15 protein-coding genes are annotated in these 17,971 nt (G+C 73.3%); 6 read left to right on the plus strand and 9 right to left on the minus strand.

Annotated elements, in window-relative coordinates; translation table 11 throughout:
- Positions 1-167: 167 nt before the first annotated feature.
- From D9753_RS12200 to D9753_RS12230, 8 genes are all read right to left on the minus strand, one after another.
- A complete protein-coding gene (locus D9753_RS12200) occupies positions 168-1,865 on the minus strand; it encodes a DUF3492 domain-containing protein (protein ID WP_121787042.1) in 1,698 nt (565 codons plus the stop codon).
- 254 nt (positions 1,866-2,119) lie between these two features.
- Positions 2,120-3,748, minus strand: coding sequence for a dipeptide ABC transporter ATP-binding protein (locus tag D9753_RS12205; RefSeq protein WP_121787043.1), 1,629 nt, complete (start codon positions 3,746-3,748; stop codon positions 2,120-2,122).
- Positions 3,745-4,743: an ABC transporter permease gene (locus D9753_RS12210; protein WP_121787044.1), complete on the minus strand. Its 999-nt coding sequence runs from the start codon at positions 4,741-4,743 to the stop codon at positions 3,745-3,747. The genes D9753_RS12205 and D9753_RS12210 overlap by 4 nt, the downstream gene beginning before the upstream one ends.
- The gene (locus tag D9753_RS12215; protein ID WP_121787045.1) at positions 4,740-5,804 is read right to left on the minus strand and encodes an ABC transporter permease; all 1,065 of its coding nucleotides are present in this window, start codon (positions 5,802-5,804) and stop codon (positions 4,740-4,742) included. Before D9753_RS12215 ends, D9753_RS12210 begins: the two co-directional genes overlap by 4 nt.
- A 4-nt stretch (positions 5,805-5,808) precedes the next feature.
- Positions 5,809-7,527 carry an ABC transporter substrate-binding protein gene (locus tag D9753_RS12220; protein ID WP_121787046.1) on the minus strand — a complete coding sequence of 573 codons (1,719 nt, stop codon included), beginning with the start codon at positions 7,525-7,527 and terminating at the stop codon, positions 5,809-5,811.
- A 179-nt stretch (positions 7,528-7,706) separates the two neighbouring features.
- A complete protein-coding gene (locus tag D9753_RS38975) occupies positions 7,707-7,802 on the minus strand; it encodes an Ms4533A family Cys-rich leader peptide (RefSeq protein ID WP_338057974.1) in 96 nt (31 codons plus the stop codon).
- A 56-nt stretch (positions 7,803-7,858) separates the two neighbouring features.
- Positions 7,859-8,884, minus strand: coding sequence for a DUF3152 domain-containing protein (locus D9753_RS12225; RefSeq protein ID WP_394346703.1), 1,026 nt, complete (start codon positions 8,882-8,884; stop codon positions 7,859-7,861).
- A gap of 698 nt (positions 8,885-9,582) precedes the next feature.
- Positions 9,583-10,638, minus strand: a complete 1,056-nt coding sequence (locus tag D9753_RS12230; RefSeq protein WP_121787047.1) for an alpha/beta fold hydrolase — start codon at positions 10,636-10,638, stop codon at positions 9,583-9,585.
- 198 nt (positions 10,639-10,836) lie between these two features.
- Between D9753_RS12230 and D9753_RS12235 the strand changes: the two genes are divergently transcribed.
- The 4 genes from D9753_RS12235 (at position 10,837) to D9753_RS12250 (ending at position 12,676) form a co-directional block, all read left to right on the plus strand.
- A complete protein-coding gene (locus D9753_RS12235; protein ID WP_121787048.1) occupies positions 10,837-11,061 on the plus strand; it encodes a hypothetical protein in 225 nt (74 codons plus the stop codon).
- Between the two features lie 156 nt (positions 11,062-11,217).
- The gene (locus D9753_RS12240; RefSeq protein WP_121787049.1) at positions 11,218-11,859 is read left to right on the plus strand and encodes a TetR/AcrR family transcriptional regulator; all 642 of its coding nucleotides are present in this window, start codon (positions 11,218-11,220) and stop codon (positions 11,857-11,859) included.
- A gap of 149 nt (positions 11,860-12,008) precedes the next feature.
- The gene (locus D9753_RS12245) at positions 12,009-12,236 is read left to right on the plus strand and encodes a DUF3107 domain-containing protein (RefSeq protein ID WP_163010685.1); all 228 of its coding nucleotides are present in this window, start codon (positions 12,009-12,011) and stop codon (positions 12,234-12,236) included.
- 170 nt (positions 12,237-12,406) lie between these two features.
- The gene (locus tag D9753_RS12250) at positions 12,407-12,676 is read left to right on the plus strand and encodes a hypothetical protein (RefSeq protein ID WP_121787051.1); all 270 of its coding nucleotides are present in this window, start codon (positions 12,407-12,409) and stop codon (positions 12,674-12,676) included.
- A 133-nt stretch (positions 12,677-12,809) separates the two neighbouring features.
- On the opposite strand, the gene D9753_RS12255 is transcribed toward D9753_RS12250, so the two are convergent.
- A complete protein-coding gene (locus D9753_RS12255) occupies positions 12,810-13,556 on the minus strand; it encodes a ferritin-like fold-containing protein (RefSeq protein WP_121791033.1) in 747 nt (248 codons plus the stop codon).
- A 502-nt stretch (positions 13,557-14,058) separates the two neighbouring features.
- On the opposite strand from D9753_RS12255, the gene D9753_RS12260 reads away from it, so the two are divergent.
- Positions 14,059-16,692, plus strand: coding sequence for a DEAD/DEAH box helicase (locus D9753_RS12260; RefSeq protein ID WP_240468119.1), 2,634 nt, complete (start codon positions 14,059-14,061; stop codon positions 16,690-16,692).
- A gap of 381 nt (positions 16,693-17,073) precedes the next feature.
- Positions 17,074-17,964, plus strand: coding sequence for an alpha/beta fold hydrolase (locus D9753_RS12265; RefSeq protein WP_121787053.1), 891 nt, complete (start codon positions 17,074-17,076; stop codon positions 17,962-17,964).
- Positions 17,965-17,971: the final 7 nt, after the last annotated feature.

The raw sequence follows: 17,971 nt of genomic DNA on the forward strand, positions 1-17,971 counted from the left end.
AGCCCCTCAGCCCGGCCGCCGAACCGCAGCCCACCCCTCCGAGCCCGGCCGCCGAACCGGCCCCCCAGCCCCCCGTCGTACCCAGGGCCCCGTCGCTCGGCACAGCAAGCTGTTGCGTGGTGCTGGGAGAGTTGGGCCGGTGCCCGGTGGCCGGCTGTGCACGTCGCTCATCGCGCTCCCCCCGGGGCCACCGGTGAGGTGGCCCGTACGGGGGCGGTCGTGGCCCAGCCGGGCAGGGCGCGGGGTGCGGGGCCGGTCCAGTGGCCGGGGACGCGGGACTCGGCGGGCGTGGCGAACGGCAGAGGGGCGCCGGCCGCGTCGAGGACGACCCGGCGGACCGGGCTGTGCGAGACGATCTCCAGGTAGATGCCGTGAAACGCCGCGACGTTCTGCTCGACGGTGAACAGTTCGAGTGCGCGGGCGCGCGCCGCGGCACCGAGGCGCGCACGGCGCTCGGGGTCGCGCAGCAGCCCCACGCATGCCTCGGCGAGCGCCCTGGGATTGCGCGGGGGCACGACGAGTCCCGTGCCCCCGATGACCTCCACGACCGCGCCCACGTCCGTGGACACCGTGGCCCGGCCGCACAGCATGGCCTCCACGAGGCTGATCGGGAAGCCCTCCACGACGCTGGAGAGGATGACGACCGCGCCGGCGGCGTACGCGTCGGCCAGGGTGGGTGCCTCGGGGCCGCCGATCTCCTCGAAGGAGACGGGGTTGTCGCCGACGGCGTGCACACCGTCGGCCTCGTCCGGGAAGAGCTGTGCGGCGAGCACCCGGCAGTGTCCGAGGTAGGCCGCCCCCTGAGCGCCCAGGGGCGCGCCGACGATACGCAGGCGGGCCTCCGGTCTCTCCTTGCGGATCTCGGCGAAGGCGTGCAGCAGTGAGACGAGGTCCTTGGCGGGTTCGACGCCCCCGACCCAGACCAGGGTGTGCGGGCCGGCGCGGTCCGGGGACTCGCCGGCCTCGGCGAAGCGGGTGGCGTCCATGCCCGGGTACACCGTGCGGATGCGGGCGCGGTCGGCGCCGCACCGTTCCTGCCAGCGGCGGGCGTGCGCGTTGCCCGGGGTGAGGAGGGCCGCCGCGCGGTACACCTCGGCGGCGAGCCGGCCGTGGAAGGCGGCGAGCAGGGCGCGTACGGCGGGGGTGGCGGTGCCGGGGCCGGCGCCCAGGTAGTGCGAGCGCAGTCGGACGCCGTACTCGGTGACGAGGAGCGGTACGCCGCAGAAGTGCCGGGCGAGCAGCCCGGCGAGGGCGGCGGGGCCGCCGGTGGTGGCGTGGCAGAGGTCGGCCGCGCCGAGACCGTCGTCGTCGTACCAGTCGAGGGAGAGGGGGCGCAGGGCGCGTTCGAGGTGTGCGGCGACGGCGAGCAGCTCGGGTACGCGCGCCTCGCGCGCCGTGCGCAGGGCGCCGGGCGCTCGGCAGGCGCGTTCGAGGGCGCTCACGGCGGTGTCGGAACGCAGCGCGCCGACGAGTCCGCCGTCCTCGCGGGCGAGTTCGGCGAGCCCGTACAGCGCGCTGCGGAAACGGTCCGCCTGCTCATCGGACGTGCTGTCGGCGTCGGTGCCGAGGGTCCCGGCGGAGACCGCCAGCGCCAGTTCGCCGTAGCGCTCGGTGAAGCGCCGGCGCGCGCGCCGTCCGTACGCGACCCCGTCGGCCTCGGCCGCCCGCGGCGGTGCGGTACGCACCCGGTTGACCTGCGGGGGCAGCGCAACGGGGTGCTCGCCCTCCTCCGGGCACGGGCCGCAGCCGAGCGCGTAGAGATCGAACTCGTGCTGTCCGAGCCCACGCACGAGCCGGTCGCACCAGAGCGCGGCGTCACCGCCCACATACGGATAGCCACCCTCCGTAAGCAGTCCTACGCGCACGTGTGCACCCCCGATCTCCCCTCTGGGGAGCCGCCGTTGTCCCGGCGGCTCGCGGCGGGACGAACGTAAGCGGACAAGGCGGTGGTGCGACGGACGGTTGTCCGTCGCACCACCAGAAGGGGTGAACGGTCGTGACTTTCGCGTGCGGATCGCGTTACGTCGCGCTAAGGAAGCGGGCGGTGATCACCGAGCGGTCGCCCGATGATCCGGAACCCGGCCGCCCCGCATCCCGCATCCCGCCGAGCGCGTCGGCGCTACGCAGCCGCCGGTTCGCACCGGGCCGCGCGGCGCCGGGCCGCCAGTTCGGGGTCGAGCACGGGTACGGCGGCCAGGAGCTGCCTGGTGTACGGGTCGCGCGGGGTGTCGTACACCTCGTCGGCGGGCCCGTACTCGACGAGCCGGCCGCGTCGCATCACCGCGACCCGGTCGCTGACCTGGCGGACCACGGCGAGGTCGTGCGCGATGAAGACCAGGGCGAGGCCCAGTTCCCGCTGGAGTTCGCCCAGGAGGGCGACCACCTGGGCCTGCGTGGTGACGTCCAGCGCGGAGACCGGCTCGTCGCAGACGATGACGCGCGGCTCGGCGGCGAGCGCCCGGGCGATGCCGATGCGCTGGCGCTGTCCGCCGCTGAACTCGTGCGGGTAGCGGTCGTAATGCGCCCCTTCGAGCCCCACGCGCTCCAGCAGTTCCGTCACGCGCCCCCGGATGCGGGCCTCGTCCCCGCCCCACGCCCGGCCCCGCTCGCGCGAGAGTCCCCCCGTCCCGCGCGCGCGGAGCGGATCGGCGATGGACTCGCCCACGCTGCGGCGGGGGTTGAGGGAGGAGACGGGGTCCTGGAAGACCATCTGGACGGACGGGTTCACGCCGGTGTGCGGGCGACCTTCGTAGCGGATCGCGCCGGCCGTCGGCTCCAGCAGCCCGACGAGCATGCGGCCGAGCGTGGTCTTGCCGCTGCCGCTCTCCCCGACGACGCCGAGGGTCTCCCCGCGACGCACCGTCAGCGAGACGTCGTCGACGGCCGCGACCGCGTTCCTGCCGCGCCCGAACTCGCGGCGCACGCCGGTGGCCTCCAGCACGACCTCGTCGGTGGCCGGGGAGCCGGTCCGGCGGGCGTCCACGCGCGGGACGGCGTCGAGGAGTGCGCGGGTGTACGCCTCGGCGGGCGCCGCGAGGACCGCGCCGACCGGTCCGTGCTCGACGGCCCTGCCGTGCCGCATGACGAGGACGTCGTCCACGCTTTCGGCGGCGACGCCGACGTCGTGGGTGACGAGCAGCAGGCCCATGCCGGTCTCCTCGCGCAGCGTGTGCAGCAGGTCGAGGATCTGGGCCTGGACGGTGACGTCGAGCGCGGTGGTCGGCTCGTCGGCGATGAGCAGGCTCGGTTCGCAGGCGAGGGCCATGGCGATGAGGGCGCGCTGGCGCATGCCTCCGCTGAACTCGTGCGGGCGGGACCGCGACCGGCGTGCCGCGTCCGCGATGCCCACCCGGTCCAGTACCTCGACGGCACGCGCCCGTGCGGCTCGGCGCGGCACGCGCGCGTGGACGCGGTACACCTCGGCGATCTGGTCGCCGACGGCGTAGTACGGGTCGAGCGAGGACAGCGGGTCCTGGAAGACCATGGCGGCCTTGGCGCCGCGCAGCCGCCGCAGCTCCTCGTCGGAAGTGGCCTGTACGTCGGTGCCGGCCACCCGGACGGAACCGCCGACGCGGGCCCCGGTGCCCCGGTGCAGGCCCAGCAGGGCGCCGGCGACCGTGGACTTGCCGGAGCCGGACTCGCCGACGAGGGCCAGGGCGGCGCCCTCGGCCAGGCTGAAGGAGAGCCCGTCGACGGCTCGCAGGGAGCCGAAGTCCACGGTCAGGTCCCTGACGTCCACCAGGCTCATGCGAGCACCACCCGTCGGTCGGCCACCGCGTACAGCACGTCCGCGACGGCATTGGCGAGGATCACGAAGAAGCCGGTGACCAGCACCATGCCGACGACCACCGGCAGGTCGACGACCTTCACCGCGTGCACCAGCTCCTGGCCGATGCCCGGCAGACCGAAGAGCGTCTCGGTGAGGACGGCGCCGCCGACGGCGGAGCCGAAGGTGACCGCGTTGAGCGCGATGACGGATGCCGTCGCCCCGCGCAGGGCGTGCCGGGCGATGACCGCGCGCTCGCTGACGCCGTAGGCGCGGAACGTGCGGATGTGGTCCTCGGCCAGCGTCTCCAGCATCGACGCCCGGGTCAGCCGGGCGAAGTTGGCCGCCTCGACGAGGGCGAGGGAGAACCAGGGCAGCAGCAGGTTCCAGGCCCACTGCTCGGGGTCGTCGGTGAAGTGCACGTACTGCGGGAAGGGCAGCAGTTGCAGCTCGCCGCAGACGACGATCATCAGGACGAGGCCGATGACGAAGACGGGGGTGGCCGTGCCCGCCAGGGTGAGCGCGGTCAGGACGCGCTCGGAGAGCCGGCCGCGCCGCCAGGCGGACAGCACGCCGGTGCCGATGCCGAGGAACAGCCAGATCACCATCGCGCCGGACACGAGCGAGAGGCTCACGGGCAGCTTGGTCAGGATGATGTCGGTGACCTGCTGGTCGGTCTGGTACGACTGGCCCAGGCAGGGTGCCGGGCAGTGCTCCACGGAGGTGCCCGTCGAGAAGTCCTGGCCCGCGAGGAGTCCTTGCAGGAAGTGCCAGTAGCGCACGTACAGCGGGTCGTCGAGGTGGAGTTGCTCGGCGACCTGGTGGACCTGGGCCGGGGAGCAGCGCGGGCCGCAGGTGATCTGGGCGACGTTGCCGGGGGTGACGTAGAAGACGACGTAGATGATCACCGAAAGTACGAACAGGGTGACCAGTGCGCCGACGGCCCGGCGCAGGACGAAGCCGGCGAAGCCGTTCACGCGCGCTCCTCCTCCTTCGGTGCGGGAGCCGGTACGGCGTCCGGAGCGGGGCCCGGTGCGGCCGTCTCCGCGCGGGCCTCCCGCTTGCGGCCGGTGCCGACGCGCAGGCGTGAGGCCGCGCGCGGGTCGAGGGCCACGCGGACGCCGTCGCCGAGGACGGTCATCGCGAACACGGTGACGAACAGGGCGAGGGCCGGCAGCAGCAGGTACTGGGGGGCCGCCTGGTACCAGACGTCGGCGGAGGTGAGCATCTGCCCCCAGGACGGCGTGGGCGGCTTCACGCCGACGCCGAGGAAGGACAGGGCCGCCTCGGCGCTGATGTTCTGCGGGATCAGCAGCGCGGCGTACGTGATGACCGGTGCGGCCAGGCCCGGGAGCAGCTCGCGTACGGCGGTGCGCCCGATGCTCCAGCCGCTGAGCCGGGACGCGGCGACGTAGTCGAGGTTCTTCAGGGTGAGCGTCTGCGCGCGCACCATCTTGGCCGTGGTGCTCCAGCCGGAGACCAGGGCGATGATCACGGCGACGAGGACGGGCCGCGGGAAACCGCTGGGCACGATGGCCAGCAGCGCGAGCGCCATGACCATCAGCGGAAGTGAGACGAAGATGTCGGTGACGCGGCTCAGGACCGCGTCGACCCAGCGGTTGCCGAGCCCGGATGCCACGCCCACGGCGACCCCGAGGGCCACCTGCACCACCGTGGCGCCCAGCGACACGCCGAGCGACACCCGCGCCCCGTACACGAGCCGGGCGAACATGTCGCGTCCGGTCTGCGGTTCGACGCCCAGCCAGTGGTCGGCGCCGACGCCGCCGAAGGAGCCGATGGGCACGCCTCCGCGTGCGGAGTCGATCAGCGAGGGGTGGTAGGTGGTGGGGTCCTGGCCCTCCAGGGCGGTGAGCAGGGGCGCGGCGAGCGCCACCAGGACGAGCAGCGCGACGACGGCCGCGGCGACCAGGGCGGCGCGCTGCGCCCGCAGCCGCCGCCAGAACTGATGTGCCCCCGGGGCCGCCGGGACGGAGGTGTCCGTCCCGGCGGCCCCGACGGCGGCAAGTGCCTCGCTCACGGTGCTACTTCACCGCGACCTGGGAGATGTCCAGGACGCCGGTCCAGTCGCTGATGACGATGTTCTTGACGTCCGAGCCGTACAGACGCTTGTAGACCGGGTGGAACAGCGGCACGACGAGGGCCTTCTCGCCGATCTTCTTGTCGAGGGCGCCCCACCGCTGGGCGGCGGCGGCGAGGTCGGTCAGCTTGTTGATCCGGTCGATCTCGTCATTGACCGACTTGTCGTCGAGCAGGCCCGTGTTGAAGTTCGCGCCGTCCTTGACGATCTGCCGGCCGTCGAAGATCGGGGCGAGGAAGGGGCCGCCGGAGGGCCAGTCGGCACCCCAGTGGGCGAGGAAGAAGCCGGGCTCGGCCCGCACGCTGTGGATCTTGTCCCGGTAGTCGTTGTCCTCCAGGCCCTGCAACCTGACCGTGATGCCGGCCTTCTTGAGCGCGTCCTGGAGGGCGGTGGCGATCTCCGGGCTGGTCTCGAAGTCCTTGTCGTTGGAGTGGGTCAGCGTGACGGTGAGCCCGTTCTTGTGACCCGCCTGCGCGAGCAGTTCCCTGGCCTTGGCCGGGTTGCCGGTCTCACCGGCCGGGAACGGGTCGTACGGCGTGTAGCCGAAGGACTTCTGGTTCGGCAGGAAGGTGGTGGCGGGCTCGGCGAGGGCGCTGCCGCCGGCCGCGTTGACCACCGACGACCGGTCGATGGCGTACGAGATCGCCTGGCGCACCTTGGGGTCGTCGAACGGCTTGACCTTCGGGTTGAACGCGATGTAGTCGGTGTAGCCGAAGTGGCCGGTGCCCACGCGCGCGGCCAGCTTCTTGTCACCGGTCACCTTGGCGAGTTCGGCCGGGCCGAGGTTGGTGTCGGTGGTGACTGCGGTGGAGTCCGCTCCCTGGGACGCGGACAGCCGCTGGTTGATCACCGAGGAGTCGAGTCCGGAGCGGACGTCGATCCTGTCCGGGTAGGCCTTGCGCTCGGGGTCCGTCGCCGCCGACCAGTTCGTGTTGCGCTGCAGGACGAGGTGCTCGCCGTCGTTCTCGTTGCGGACCACCTTGTAGGGGCCGGAGGAGACGGGGTGCGCCTCATACTTGGTGCCCGTGTCCTTGCCCTTGGGCACCGGGGTGAACTGCGTCTGGGTGGCGAGGAACGGGAACTCGCCCTCGGGCTTGTTCAGATGGAAGACGATGGTCCGGGCGTCCGGCGTCCCGATCGCGGACAGGCCCTTCTTGTCCTTGTACGGGCCCTGGTAGTCGGCGGCGCCGACCAGCCAGTCCCGCAGATAGGGGGCTCCGCCGGAGAGTTCGGGGGCGAAGGAACGTTCGACGCCGTACTTGATGTCGGCCGAGGTGATCGGCGTGCCGTCCTCGTAGCGCAGGCCCTTCTTCAGGGTGTACGTCCACACGGTCGCGTCCTTGTTGGGGCGCCCGGTGTCGGTGGCGAGGTCCGGGACGACCTTGGCGCCGGCCGCGCCGTTCTCCCGGTTGCGCGTGGTCAGCGTGCGGAAGACGAGCGAGGGGACGTTGCCGCCGCCGGAGGTGTAGAGGCGCGCGGGGTCGAAGTCGCTCTGCGGCTGGGAGTTCAGAACCGTGAGCGTGCCGCCCTTGTGGGGCGTGGAGTCGCCACCGGAGCCCTTGGCATCGCTGTCCTTCGGTCCGCAGGCGGCGGCGCCCGCTGCCACGACCAGGCTGACGGATGCCGCTGCCACGCGGCGCGCTATGACGGACGGTTGATGCATCGGAATGACGACCTCTCGGGGAACTGATCGAGGGATTCTCGAAGAGTGAGACATGCGGACGAGGAGTGAGACGACTGTGGGCAGACGTCAGCCCCGGCGCCGGGTCGTCGAAACGTCCGTGACACGGTCACGGACGAGAGGGAGAGAAAGGTCGCGACGCGAACGCCAGGGAGGCGGCGTCAGCGACAGTCGATGTCGGCCACGCAGAGCGCGGTCACGCCGATCAGCGCCAGCTCGATGGCTGCGCTGTGAGAGACGGCGTGACTGGACCACATGGGCAGAAATATGAACGAACTTGCGACTCATGTCAATGTGACATAAGTGAGTGCCGTCAACTCCTGGGGTAGGGCCACGGGTTGGGCCGGCAGTGGATCCCGTCGTGGTCGAGGAACTTGGTCTGCTGCTGCATGACCGGCGCCAACTCGTTGTCCTTCTGGCAGGTCACGTGCCCGTGCCCGAGCCGGTGGCCGACCTCGTGGTTGATCAGCATCTGCCGGTACGCGTGGATGGCGCTGCCGTACGTCCGGCTTCCCTGGGCCCACCGGTACGCGTTGATCATCACTCGTTCGGTGGCGGCCGAGTCGCAGGAGACGTTGTCCTCCGTGGTGTCCAGGCCGGACTTGGCACACCATGTGGCGGTGGTGCCGGGGCTGGCCAGCGTGATCACGAAGTCGGGCTCGCCGGAGGACACGCGCTCGAAGGTGCGGGCGCCGTCGTGGGCCCAGCTCCGGTCGTCGTTCAGCGTCTTCTGCACGGCCTCGGCGAACAGCTCACCGTCCAGCCCCAGTCCCCGCTCCACGTCCACGCGGTAGCGGTACTTCCGGCCGGCACCGGGCGCCTCGGCGGAACCGGGCACGGCGTCGAACTTCCCGGGGCCCTTCAGCGTGGCGCCGAGCGGGTACGTCCGGTTCATCTTCTGGTCGTAGGACAGCGCCACCCCGCCCGGCGCGGTGGACGGCGCCGGTGCGCCGGAGGCGTTCGCCTCGGCGGTCCGCCCGGCGGACGGGGACTTCGCGTCGTCGTCCCGTCCCTTCGTCACCTGCCCGGCGACGACGACGGCGAGCACGGTGGTGACGGCAGCCGCCGCGATGCCGGTGAGGGCCCGTCCCCTGCTCCCGCCGCGCTGGGCGGGCAGCACGACGCCGTCGGCCGCCGAGGCGTCCGCCCGCGGCTCGCCGGCCGGCCGCTGCGGCCCCGTGCGACGGGTCCGCCCGGCGCGCACGCCGGAGACGCCGTCGCCCTCGGCGTCCTCGGAGGCGTCGGCGGGTCCCTCGAAGGCTCGGAGGTACTCCGGCCGGGGCCCGGGACCGCGTCCCGGCCCGTCCGGCCCCGCCTGCCGCTGCCGCGGCAGCACCACGCCGGCCCCGTCGGCGCCGGCCGGCCGGCTCCCGAATCCGCCCCAGCCACCCCCGGCTTCCCGCTGCTCAGGATGCCCACCCCGCGCGGACGCACCGTCCGGCAAGGGGGGCGCACCGCGCGCGGGGGTGCCTTCGGCGGACCGCGGCCCGCCGCGCGCCTCACCACCGCCCGCGCGTCCCGGCACGCCCCGGCCGGAAGCGGCGTCCGGGTGCCGGGGCACACCGCGCGCGGGGATGCCGTCGGGGAGACGGGACGCATCCCGCGCGGGCGTCGCGGCCCGGGGGCGTGGCGCGTCGCCCCGGCGGCCGTCGGGGTGCGCGTTCCGGCGGCCGTCGGTCCGCGCGTCCCGACGGTCGTCCTGGTGCACGTCCGGGTGTGCGTCGCTGCGGTTGTCGCTGCGTACGTCGCTGCGGTCGTCCGGGTGTACGTCCCTGCGGCCGTCGAAACCCGGGGCCCTGCGGTCGTCCTGGTGTACGTCCCTACGGCCGTCCGGGTGTGCGTCCCTGCGGCCGTCGGAACCTGAGGCCCGACGGTCCTCCTGGTGTACGTCCCTGCGGTCGTCCGGGTGTGCGTCCCCGTGGTCGTCGGAGTCTCGGTCCCGGCCTTCGTTCCGCTCGGGCCCTGGCCTGGCGGCTATGTCCGCGGAGTCGCTCTTCGGGGCCGGTCCGCGGCGGCTGTGGCGTCCCACCCTGCCCCTCAGCTCCTCGCGTCCACAACGGCGGCACTGCCGCCGCCGGTGTTGCCGGTGTCGCCCGCGTCGCCGCGCGGGGCCGCGGCCTCGGCGGACGCGCCCGTGTCCGTGCCCGTGTGGGCCAGGAGGTCCCGGAACGCTCCGGCGACGATGTCCGGGTACTCCATCATCGCGACATGGCCGGCGTCGGGCAGGGTCAGCAGGCGGGAGTCGCGGAAGGCGCGGGCGGCCTTGCGGGCCATGCGGAAGCCGACCAGTTGGTCCCGTGCGCCGTAGACCAGCAGGGTGGGGGCGAGCACCCGCTCGGCCTGGCGCCACAGCCCGTGCTGTCCGCCGAGCGTGTAGGCGTTGACGATCCCGCGCGCGGAGCGGGCCATCGCGTCCCAGAAGTACGGCAGCCGCTGCCGCCGCTCCAGTTCCTCGACGGCCTGCTGGAACGCCTCGGGCGAGACCCGCCCGGGGTCGCCGTAGCAGAGCGCCATGACCCCGCGCACCCGCTGCTCGGCCGTCCACTCCTGGGTGAGCCGGGTGAAGAGGGCGGCGACGCCGGGCACGCCGAGGAGTCCCGTCGGCACCGCCGAGCGCTGCACGCGCAACTCGGGCAGGGCGGGCGAGACGAGGGTGAGTGTGCGGACCAGGTCGGGCCGTACGGCGGCCACGCGCGTGGCGACCGCGCCGCCGAGCGAGTTGCCGAAGAGGTGGACCGGACCGCGGCCGGCCGCGTCGAGATGGCGGATCACCGCGCGCGCGTGCCCGGTGACGGAGTAGTCACCGTCGTCCGGGGGCGGGGAGTCGCCGAAGCCCGGCAGGTCCACCGCCTCGCCGTCGACGACACCGTCCAGCTCGGCCATGAGGAGCGACCAGTTCTGCGAGGAGCCGCCGAGCCCGTGGACGTACAGCGCGGGCGCCAGCCCCTCGCGCGTGGCGGGCCGGGAACGGACCGTCAGGGTGACGCCGGGCAGACACACGGACCGCAGTCGCTCGCCCTCGCCGAGCCGGACGGGCGCCACCCTGGGAAGCACACTGGCGGCCGGCACGGACGGCGACTCGGTCGAAGACATGCGGCAATGTTACGAGGTGATCACGTCGGGGTCCGTGTGTTCGCCGTCACAGCGTGAACCGGAGGCGGCCGGAGAACCGGACAGCGGGCCGGCCTGATGGCATGGCGTCCCCATCAGGTGTCTCCTAGGCTCGTACAGAGGGCACCCTCGTGTGGCCCCTGCTGTCATCAGGGACGTTCGTAGGAAGGGAGCCCAGCAATGGCCTATGACCCCACCGAACCCGACGCGGTCGAGGACCTCGAAGCCGAAGCGGGGCCGGAGATCGACGTGGAGGCGCCCGACGCGGACGCCGTCGAGCAGCACGCCCCCGTCAGGCCGGACCGCGACGACCCGCTGACGGCGCTCGACCCGGACCGCGCGAACGAGGCCGATCTGGTCGAACAGGCGCGCGTGGTCTCGCTCGACGAGGACGACTACCGCTGACCTCGCGGGACCCGCCGGGCCGCACCGGGGGCGCCGCACGGCTTTCGCCGTCGTCCGGTACGTGAAATTCTGCGCTCGCACCGCGCACACCAGGGTTACCGAAAAGTACGATGGCCGCGCGGCCGACACCGCATGTGGACGACTTTGGGAGGCGGCGTGACAGCCATCGAGCAAACTGAGGCGGTACGCCCGCGTGGCACCCGTCTGCCGCGCCGCGCCCGGCGGAACCAGTTGCTGGGCGCCGCCCAGGAGGTTTTCGTCGCGCAGGGCTACCACGCTGCGGCGATGGACGACATCGCCGAGCGGGCCGGCGTGAGCAAGCCGGTGCTCTACCAGCACTTTCCCGGCAAGCTGGATCTGTACCTCGCCCTGCTGGACCAGCACTGCGAGTCGCTGATCCAGTCCGTGCGCAGCGCACTGGCGTCGACGAGCGACAACAAGCAGCGCGTACGGGCGACGATGGACGCCTACTTCGCGTACGTGGAGGACGACGGCGGCGCGTTCCGGCTGGTCTTCGAGTCGGACCTGACGAACGAGCCCGCGGTGCGCGAGCGCGTCGACAAGGTCACCACCGAGTGCGCCGAGGCCATCTGCGAGGTCATCGCCGAGGACACGGGCCTCTCGCGCGCCGAGTCGATGCTGCTCGCCTCCGGCCTCGGCGGGCTCGCTCAGGTGGTGGCCCGGTCCTGGCTGCACAGCGACCGCAGCGTCCCGCGCGACCAGGCGGTGCAGTTGCTGACCTCGCTGGCCTGGCGGGGCATCGCCGGTTTCCCGCTGCACGGCATCGATCATCACTGACACCACTACCCCGCTGACGCCGGTCTGTTCCCGCGCGGTGTTCGCTCCTGGCGTTCGGGCCCGCAGCGTGTCCGTCCCCTCACCGGGCTAATGTGTGCTGGTACGGCGCGGGAGATCGCGCAATCACTGACCGTCGGAGGGACATAGCCGTGGAGGTCAAGATCGGCGTGCAGCACGCGCCCCGCGAGATCGTTCTGGAGAGCGGTCAGAGCGTCGAGGAGGTCGAGCGCCTTGTGAGTGAGGCGCTGTCCGGGAAGACGCAGTTGCTGAGCCTCCAGGACGAGAAGGGCCGCAAGGTCCTGGTGCCGACGGACCGTCTGGCGTACGTGGAGATCGGCGAGCCCACCGTGCGCAAGGTGGGGTTCGGCACGCTGTAGGCCGAAGTCGTGAGAAGGGCCCGGCGGCCGTGTGCCGCCGGGCCCTTCTCCGTGGGATGCGCCCCCAGAGGGAGCACACGTCCGCCCCAGCCGATGATTGCCATCCGCAGGTCACGGGTATGACGGGCTAGGACCGTCGAGCCAGACCAGCCGTGGGAGGGACCCCCGACATGATCCTGGAAGCACTGGGCTCCGCCGCACTCGGTCTGATCCTCGCCTGGGCGGCGGCGCACCGCCTCGGACACCGGCTGCCGACCCGCCCGCTGGTGTACTCGACGGGCGTCGCGGGCGCCCTCTTCGGCGACTTCGTCACCCACACCGCCCTGGGCCCGGGCGCCGGCCTGCTCAGCCTCCTGGGCGCCGCGATCATCGCGGTGGCGTCGCTGTCCCTGCTGCTGCGCCCCGCGGGCCGCCTCCACCGGCGATCAGCGACGGCCTGAGGGGGCCGGCGCGGCGACGGCGCAGCCGGGCGCCGTCGGGCGGGGAGCCGGGCGAGCAACCACGACGCTCGCGCAGCCCCGGGACGACGCAGGACGACGGGCCCCCACAGTCTGCTGACCCTCACAGGGTGTGCTACGCGGCCAGGCCCAAGGCGGCCATCCGCTTCGTGTGCGCCTCCGTGATCCGCGAGAACATCCGCCCGACCTCGGCGAGATCGAACCCGTCGGCCACCCCGCCCACGAGCATCGTGGACAGCGCGTCCCGGTCGGCGACGACCCGCTGGGACTGCGACAGCGCCTCCCCCATCAGCCGCCGCGCCCACAGCGCCAGCCGCCCCCCGACGCGCGGGTCGGCGTCGATGGCGGCGCGCACCTTCTCCACCGCGAACTCGGCGTGCCCGGTGTCGTCGAGGACGGCGAGCACCAGCTCACGCGTGTCGGAGTCGAGCCGGGCCGCGACCTCCCGATAGAAGTCACTCGCGATCGAGTCGCCGACATAGGCCTTGACCAGGCCTTCCAGCCAGTCCGACGGCGCGGTCTGCCGGTGGAAGCCGTCCAGTGCGGCGACGAACGGGTCCATCGCGGCCGTCGGCTCCTCGCCGACCTCGGTCAGCCGGTCGCGCAGCCGCTCGAAGTGGTGGAACTCGGCCGAGGCCATCTTCGCCAACTCCGCCTTGTCCCCGAGGGTCGGCGCCAGCTTGGCGTCCTCAGCGAGGCGTTCGAACGCCGCCAGCTCCCCGTACGCGAGGGCGCCGAGCAGGTCCACGACCGCGGCGCGGTACTGCGGGTCGGCGGACGCCTGCGCCCAGTCCTGGGCGGCGACACCGGTGGGTCCGGCGGGTGCGGCGGACGCGTTCTCAGGCTTGTCAGAGCTAGTCATGAGGCGCACAATAGCCCGCTCGTCGCGCCGTTCGAGCCCTGGTCAACCACCGTGACCACAACCAAGTGACCGAATCGGCCATCACATGTGCGGGAATCCGGGGTATGGTGGTAATGCGCCTGCTGAGCGCGTCGACGGTGCTCGACGTGTCCCGACAGGCCGCACGCATGAGGATGCCCGGTCGGTGGCCCGATCGGCTCCGACCCGACAGCCCTCCCTGACCGTACGGCAGTGATCGTACGACGACAGGAGGGACACCCTCAGCGGTACGAGCGCTAGAGCGTCGGCAGAGGTCCCGTGTCTTACGGCTTGCCCGAGTGGGTCGCCCGTACGGCGGCCGACGTCCCCGGCACGGTCAGACATGACCCCCGCGCTCGCCTCGCACCGCGCACACAGAAGAGGCATAGCCCTGACTACGACCTTCCGAGATCTCGGAATCCTTCCCGAGACCGCCGAGGCCCTCGAAGCCGTCGGTATCATCACCCCCTTCCCCATCCAGGAGATGACGCTCCCCGTAGCCCTGACCGGCACGGACGTCATCGGCCAGGCCAAGACGGGCACCGGCAAGACGCTGGGCTTCGGTCTGCCGCTCCTGGAGCGCGTCACCGTCCCCGCCGACGTGGAGGCCGGACGCGCCGCCCCCGGCGCCCTCACCGACGCTCCCCAGGCCCTCGTCGTCGTCCCCACGCGCGAGCTGTGCACGCAGGTCACCAACGACCTGCTGACGGCCGGCAAGGTCCGCAACGTGCGCGTCCTGGCGATCTACGGCGGCCGGGCCTACGAGCCCCAGGTCGAGGCCCTCAAGAAGGGCGTCGACGTCATCGTCGGCACCCCCGGCCGGCTGCTGGACCTCGCGGGCCAGAAGAAGCTGGACCTGAGCCACATCAAGAGCCTGGTCCTCGACGAGGCCGACGAGATGCTCGACCTGGGCTTCCTGCCCGACGTCGAGAAGATCATCAAGCTGCTGCCGGCCAAGCGCCAGACCATGCTGTTCTCCGCGACCATGCCCGGCGCGGTCATCGGCCTCGCGCGCCGGTACATGACGCAGCCCACGCACATCCGCGCCACCGCGCCGGACGACGAGGGCATGACGGTCGCGAACATCAAGCAGCACATCTACCGCGCGCACTCCATGGACAAGCCGGAGATGATCGCCCGCATCCTCCAGGCCGACGGCCGCGGACTGGTGATGATCTTCTGCCGTACGAAGCGCACGGCCGCCGACATCGCCGAGCAGCTCCAGCGCCGCGGGTTCGCCTCCGGCGCGGTCCACGGCGACCTCGGCCAGGGCGCGCGGGAGCAGGCCCTGCGCGCCTTCCGCAACGGCAAGGTCGACGTCCTCGTCTGCACCGACGTCGCCGCGCGCGGCATCGACGTCGAGGGCGTGACCCACGTCATCAACTACCAGTCTCCCGAGGACGAGAAGACGTACCTGCACCGCGTCGGCCGCACCGGCCGCGCGGGCGCCAAGGGTACGGCGATCACGTTCGTCGACTGGGACGACATCCCGCGCTGGCAGCTCATCAACAAGGCGCTGGAGCTGGACTTCAACGACCCGGTCGAGACGTACTCCAGCTCCCCGCACCTGTTCTCCGACCTCGGTATCCCCACAGGCACGAAGGGCACCCTGCCGCGCTCGGAGCGGACCCGCGCCGGCCTGGAGGCGGAGGTCCTGGAGGACCTCGGCGAGACCGGCGGCAGGAACGCGCGCGGCCGAGGCCGCACCGACCGCGGAGACCGTTCCGACCGCGGAGACCGTTCCGACCGCGGAGACCGTTCCGACCGCGGAGACCGCGGCGGCCGTGCCGAGCAGGCCCCGGCCGAGCGCGAGCGTCCGGCCCGTACGCCGCGCCGTCGTCGCCGCACGCGCAACGGCGCACCGCTGGACACCGCCCCGGGCGCCCAGAGCACCCCGGTGACCGAGTCCACGGCCACGTCCTCGGCCGCGCCCACGGAGGAGATCCCGGCGGGGGACCGTACCCCGCGCCGCCGTCGCCGTACCCGCGGTGGAGCGGTCGCGGAGGCGGCGCCGGCCACCGTGGCTTCCGCGTCGACCGCCGAGACCGCAGACGTCGCCGATGTCGCCGATGTCGCCGCCGGGACGGTGGCCACGGCGGAGGGCCCCGCCGTCCTGGACGCCCCCACGACCTCGGACAAGCCGCGTCGCCGCCGCACCCGCAAGCCGGCGACGGTGGAAGCGGTGACGACCGAGGCGGCGCCGACGACCGAGGCCGTGAGCGCGCCCGCACCCGTGACCGAGCCCGTGGTCGCGGACAGCCCGGTGGCCGAGCTGACGTCCGAGGCCGCTCCGGCCGTGGAGACCAAGCCGCGCCGCCGCACCCGCAAGACGGCCGAGCCGGCCGTCGAGGCGGAGCCGACGCAGATCACCGCGGAGCCCACCGAGGCGAAGCCCCGGCGCACCCGCAAGACCGCGGCCGCCACCGAGGCGCCCGCCGAGACGGCCGTCGACACCACCGAGGCCAAGCCGCGCCGCCGTACCCGTAAGGCGGCGGAGCCGGTCACGGCGGAGGCCCCCGAGGCCGCGGTCGCTGCTCCCAAGGCCCGGCGCACCCGCAAGACCGCGGCTGCCACCGAGACGGCCGTCGACACCGCCGAAGCCCCCGAGGCCAAGCCGCGCCGCACCCGCAAGACCGCGGCCACTGCCGTCGACGCGACCGACACGGCCGAAGCCACCACCCCCAAGGCCCGGCGCACCCGCAGGACCGCCGCAGCCGCACCGGAGGCCCCCCAGGCCGAAACCGAGGCCGAGGCCAAGCCGCGCCGCACCCGCAAGACCGCAGCCACTGCCGTCGACGCGACCGACACGGCCGAAGCCACCGCCCCCAAGGCCCGGCGCACCCGCAGGACCGCCGCAGCCGCACCGGAGGCCCCCCAGGCCGAAACCGAGGCCGAGGCCAAGCCGCGCCGCACCCGCAAGACCGCGGCCGCCACCGAGACGGCCGCTCCGGATACGGGGATTCCGGCGCAGGCCACCGAGGAGCCGGTAGTCAAGCCGCGTCGGACCCGCAAGACCGCGGCGTCCGCCGCCGAGGCGGCCGGTGAGAGTGCCGGGACGACGCCCAAGCCGCGCCGGACCCGCAAGGCCACGGCGGCCGTGGAGGCCCCCGAGGCCTGACCCGGGCGCCGCGTGCCCCGCGGCAGCGTCAGCCGGTCCGATGGCCGGGTTCACCAAGGTGGACCCGGCCATCGGCGTTCCCCCCTGCGCCGGGACTCGCCGGTGTCCCAGGATTCCCGCTCAGCCCACTGCCAGGTCACCCCCCACAAACGCCGCCACACACACGCCGTCACCCCACCCCACCGCCGTTCCACGCCCTCCCCGCGCCCCCGCGCCCCCGCGTGCCCCACTGCCGGAACAGCCCGCCCTCCCCCACCCGCTGCCCGCCCCAGAGGCCCGCCCCCGCGTCGCTACCGCCCGGCCGCTGCCTCTCCCCCGGTGCCGCACCCTCCCCCACCGCCGCCATCTCCCCTCCCTGGCCCGCCCGGATAACCTCTCCCCATGAGCAGGCCTCCCTCCTTCGTCCCGCCTCGTGGGGCGCGCGCGTACTCGCTTCGTACGGCTCGTGGTGACTTCGCCGTGGTGGACGCTCCCGCGGCCGGTGGGGTGGAGCCCAGGGGCGTGGCGTTGCTGCTGCCGGGGTTCACCGGCAGCAAGGAGGACTTCAATCCGCTGCACGTGCCGCTCGCCGAGCGCGGGTACCGGACCGTCGCCGTGGACGGGCGGGGCCAGTTCGAGTCGGACGGCCCCGAGACGGACGAGTCCGCCTACGCGCAGGAGGAGTTGGCGCGGGACGTGCTGGCGCAGGTGGAGGCGGTCGGCGGCCCGGTGCATCTGCTGGGGCATTCTCTCGGCGGCCAGATCGCGCGCGCGGCCGTGCTGCTCGACCGCACGCCCTTCCTGTCGCTCACCCTGATGGCCTCCGGACCGGCACAGATCTCGACTGCCCAGCAGGAGCGCGTGAAGCTGCTGCGGGACGCGCTGGCCGTGCTGGGCATGCCGGAGGTGTGGCAGGCGATGCAGGGGATGGAGCCGCCGGAGGAGACCGGGACGCACGCGCTCGACGGCGGGCTGGACGACCGGGACGACCTGCGGCGCCGCTGGCTGGGCACCAAGCCGGCGCAGTTGCTCGCCACCGGCCGCCAGTTGTGCACGGAGCCGGACCGGGTCGCGGAACTCGCGGCCGTCGGGCTGCCGTTCCACGTCCTGTCGGGTTCCCGGGACGACACCTGGCCGCTGCCGTTGCTCGACGACATGGCGGTGCGGCTGGGGGCCCGGCGCACCGTCGTCGAGGACGCAGAGCACTCCCCCAACACCGACCGTCCGCTGGAGACGGCCCGCGCGCTCGCCGGTTTCTGGGACGGCGCCGCGAGGGCGCGCAGGCGGCCGTAGGCCCCGC

Source organism: Streptomyces dangxiongensis, from assembly GCF_003675325.1.
GTDB classification, from domain to species: domain Bacteria; phylum Actinomycetota; class Actinomycetes; order Streptomycetales; family Streptomycetaceae; genus Streptomyces; species Streptomyces dangxiongensis.

Excerpts from the sequence above, each read along its gene's own strand:
- D9753_RS12235 (WP_121787048.1), top strand. The coding sequence starts at position 10,837 with ATGGCCTATGACCCCACCGAACCCGACGCGGTCGAGGACCTCGAAGCC.
- D9753_RS38975 (WP_338057974.1), bottom strand. The coding sequence starts at position 7,802 with ATGTGGTCCAGTCACGCCGTCTCTCACAGCGCAGCCATCGAGCTGGCG.
- D9753_RS12250 (WP_121787051.1), top strand. The coding sequence starts at position 12,407 with ATGATCCTGGAAGCACTGGGCTCCGCCGCACTCGGTCTGATCCTCGCC.
- D9753_RS12260 (WP_240468119.1), top strand. The coding sequence starts at position 14,059 with ATGACGCTCCCCGTAGCCCTGACCGGCACGGACGTCATCGGCCAGGCC.
- D9753_RS12265 (WP_121787053.1), top strand. The coding sequence starts at position 17,074 with ATGAGCAGGCCTCCCTCCTTCGTCCCGCCTCGTGGGGCGCGCGCGTAC.
- D9753_RS12220 (WP_121787046.1), bottom strand. The coding sequence starts at position 7,527 with ATGCATCAACCGTCCGTCATAGCGCGCCGCGTGGCAGCGGCATCCGTC.
- D9753_RS12205 (WP_121787043.1), bottom strand. The coding sequence starts at position 3,748 with ATGAGCCTGGTGGACGTCAGGGACCTGACCGTGGACTTCGGCTCCCTG.
- D9753_RS12255 (WP_121791033.1), bottom strand. The coding sequence starts at position 13,556 with ATGACTAGCTCTGACAAGCCTGAGAACGCGTCCGCCGCACCCGCCGGA.
- D9753_RS12230 (WP_121787047.1), bottom strand. The coding sequence starts at position 10,638 with ATGTCTTCGACCGAGTCGCCGTCCGTGCCGGCCGCCAGTGTGCTTCCC.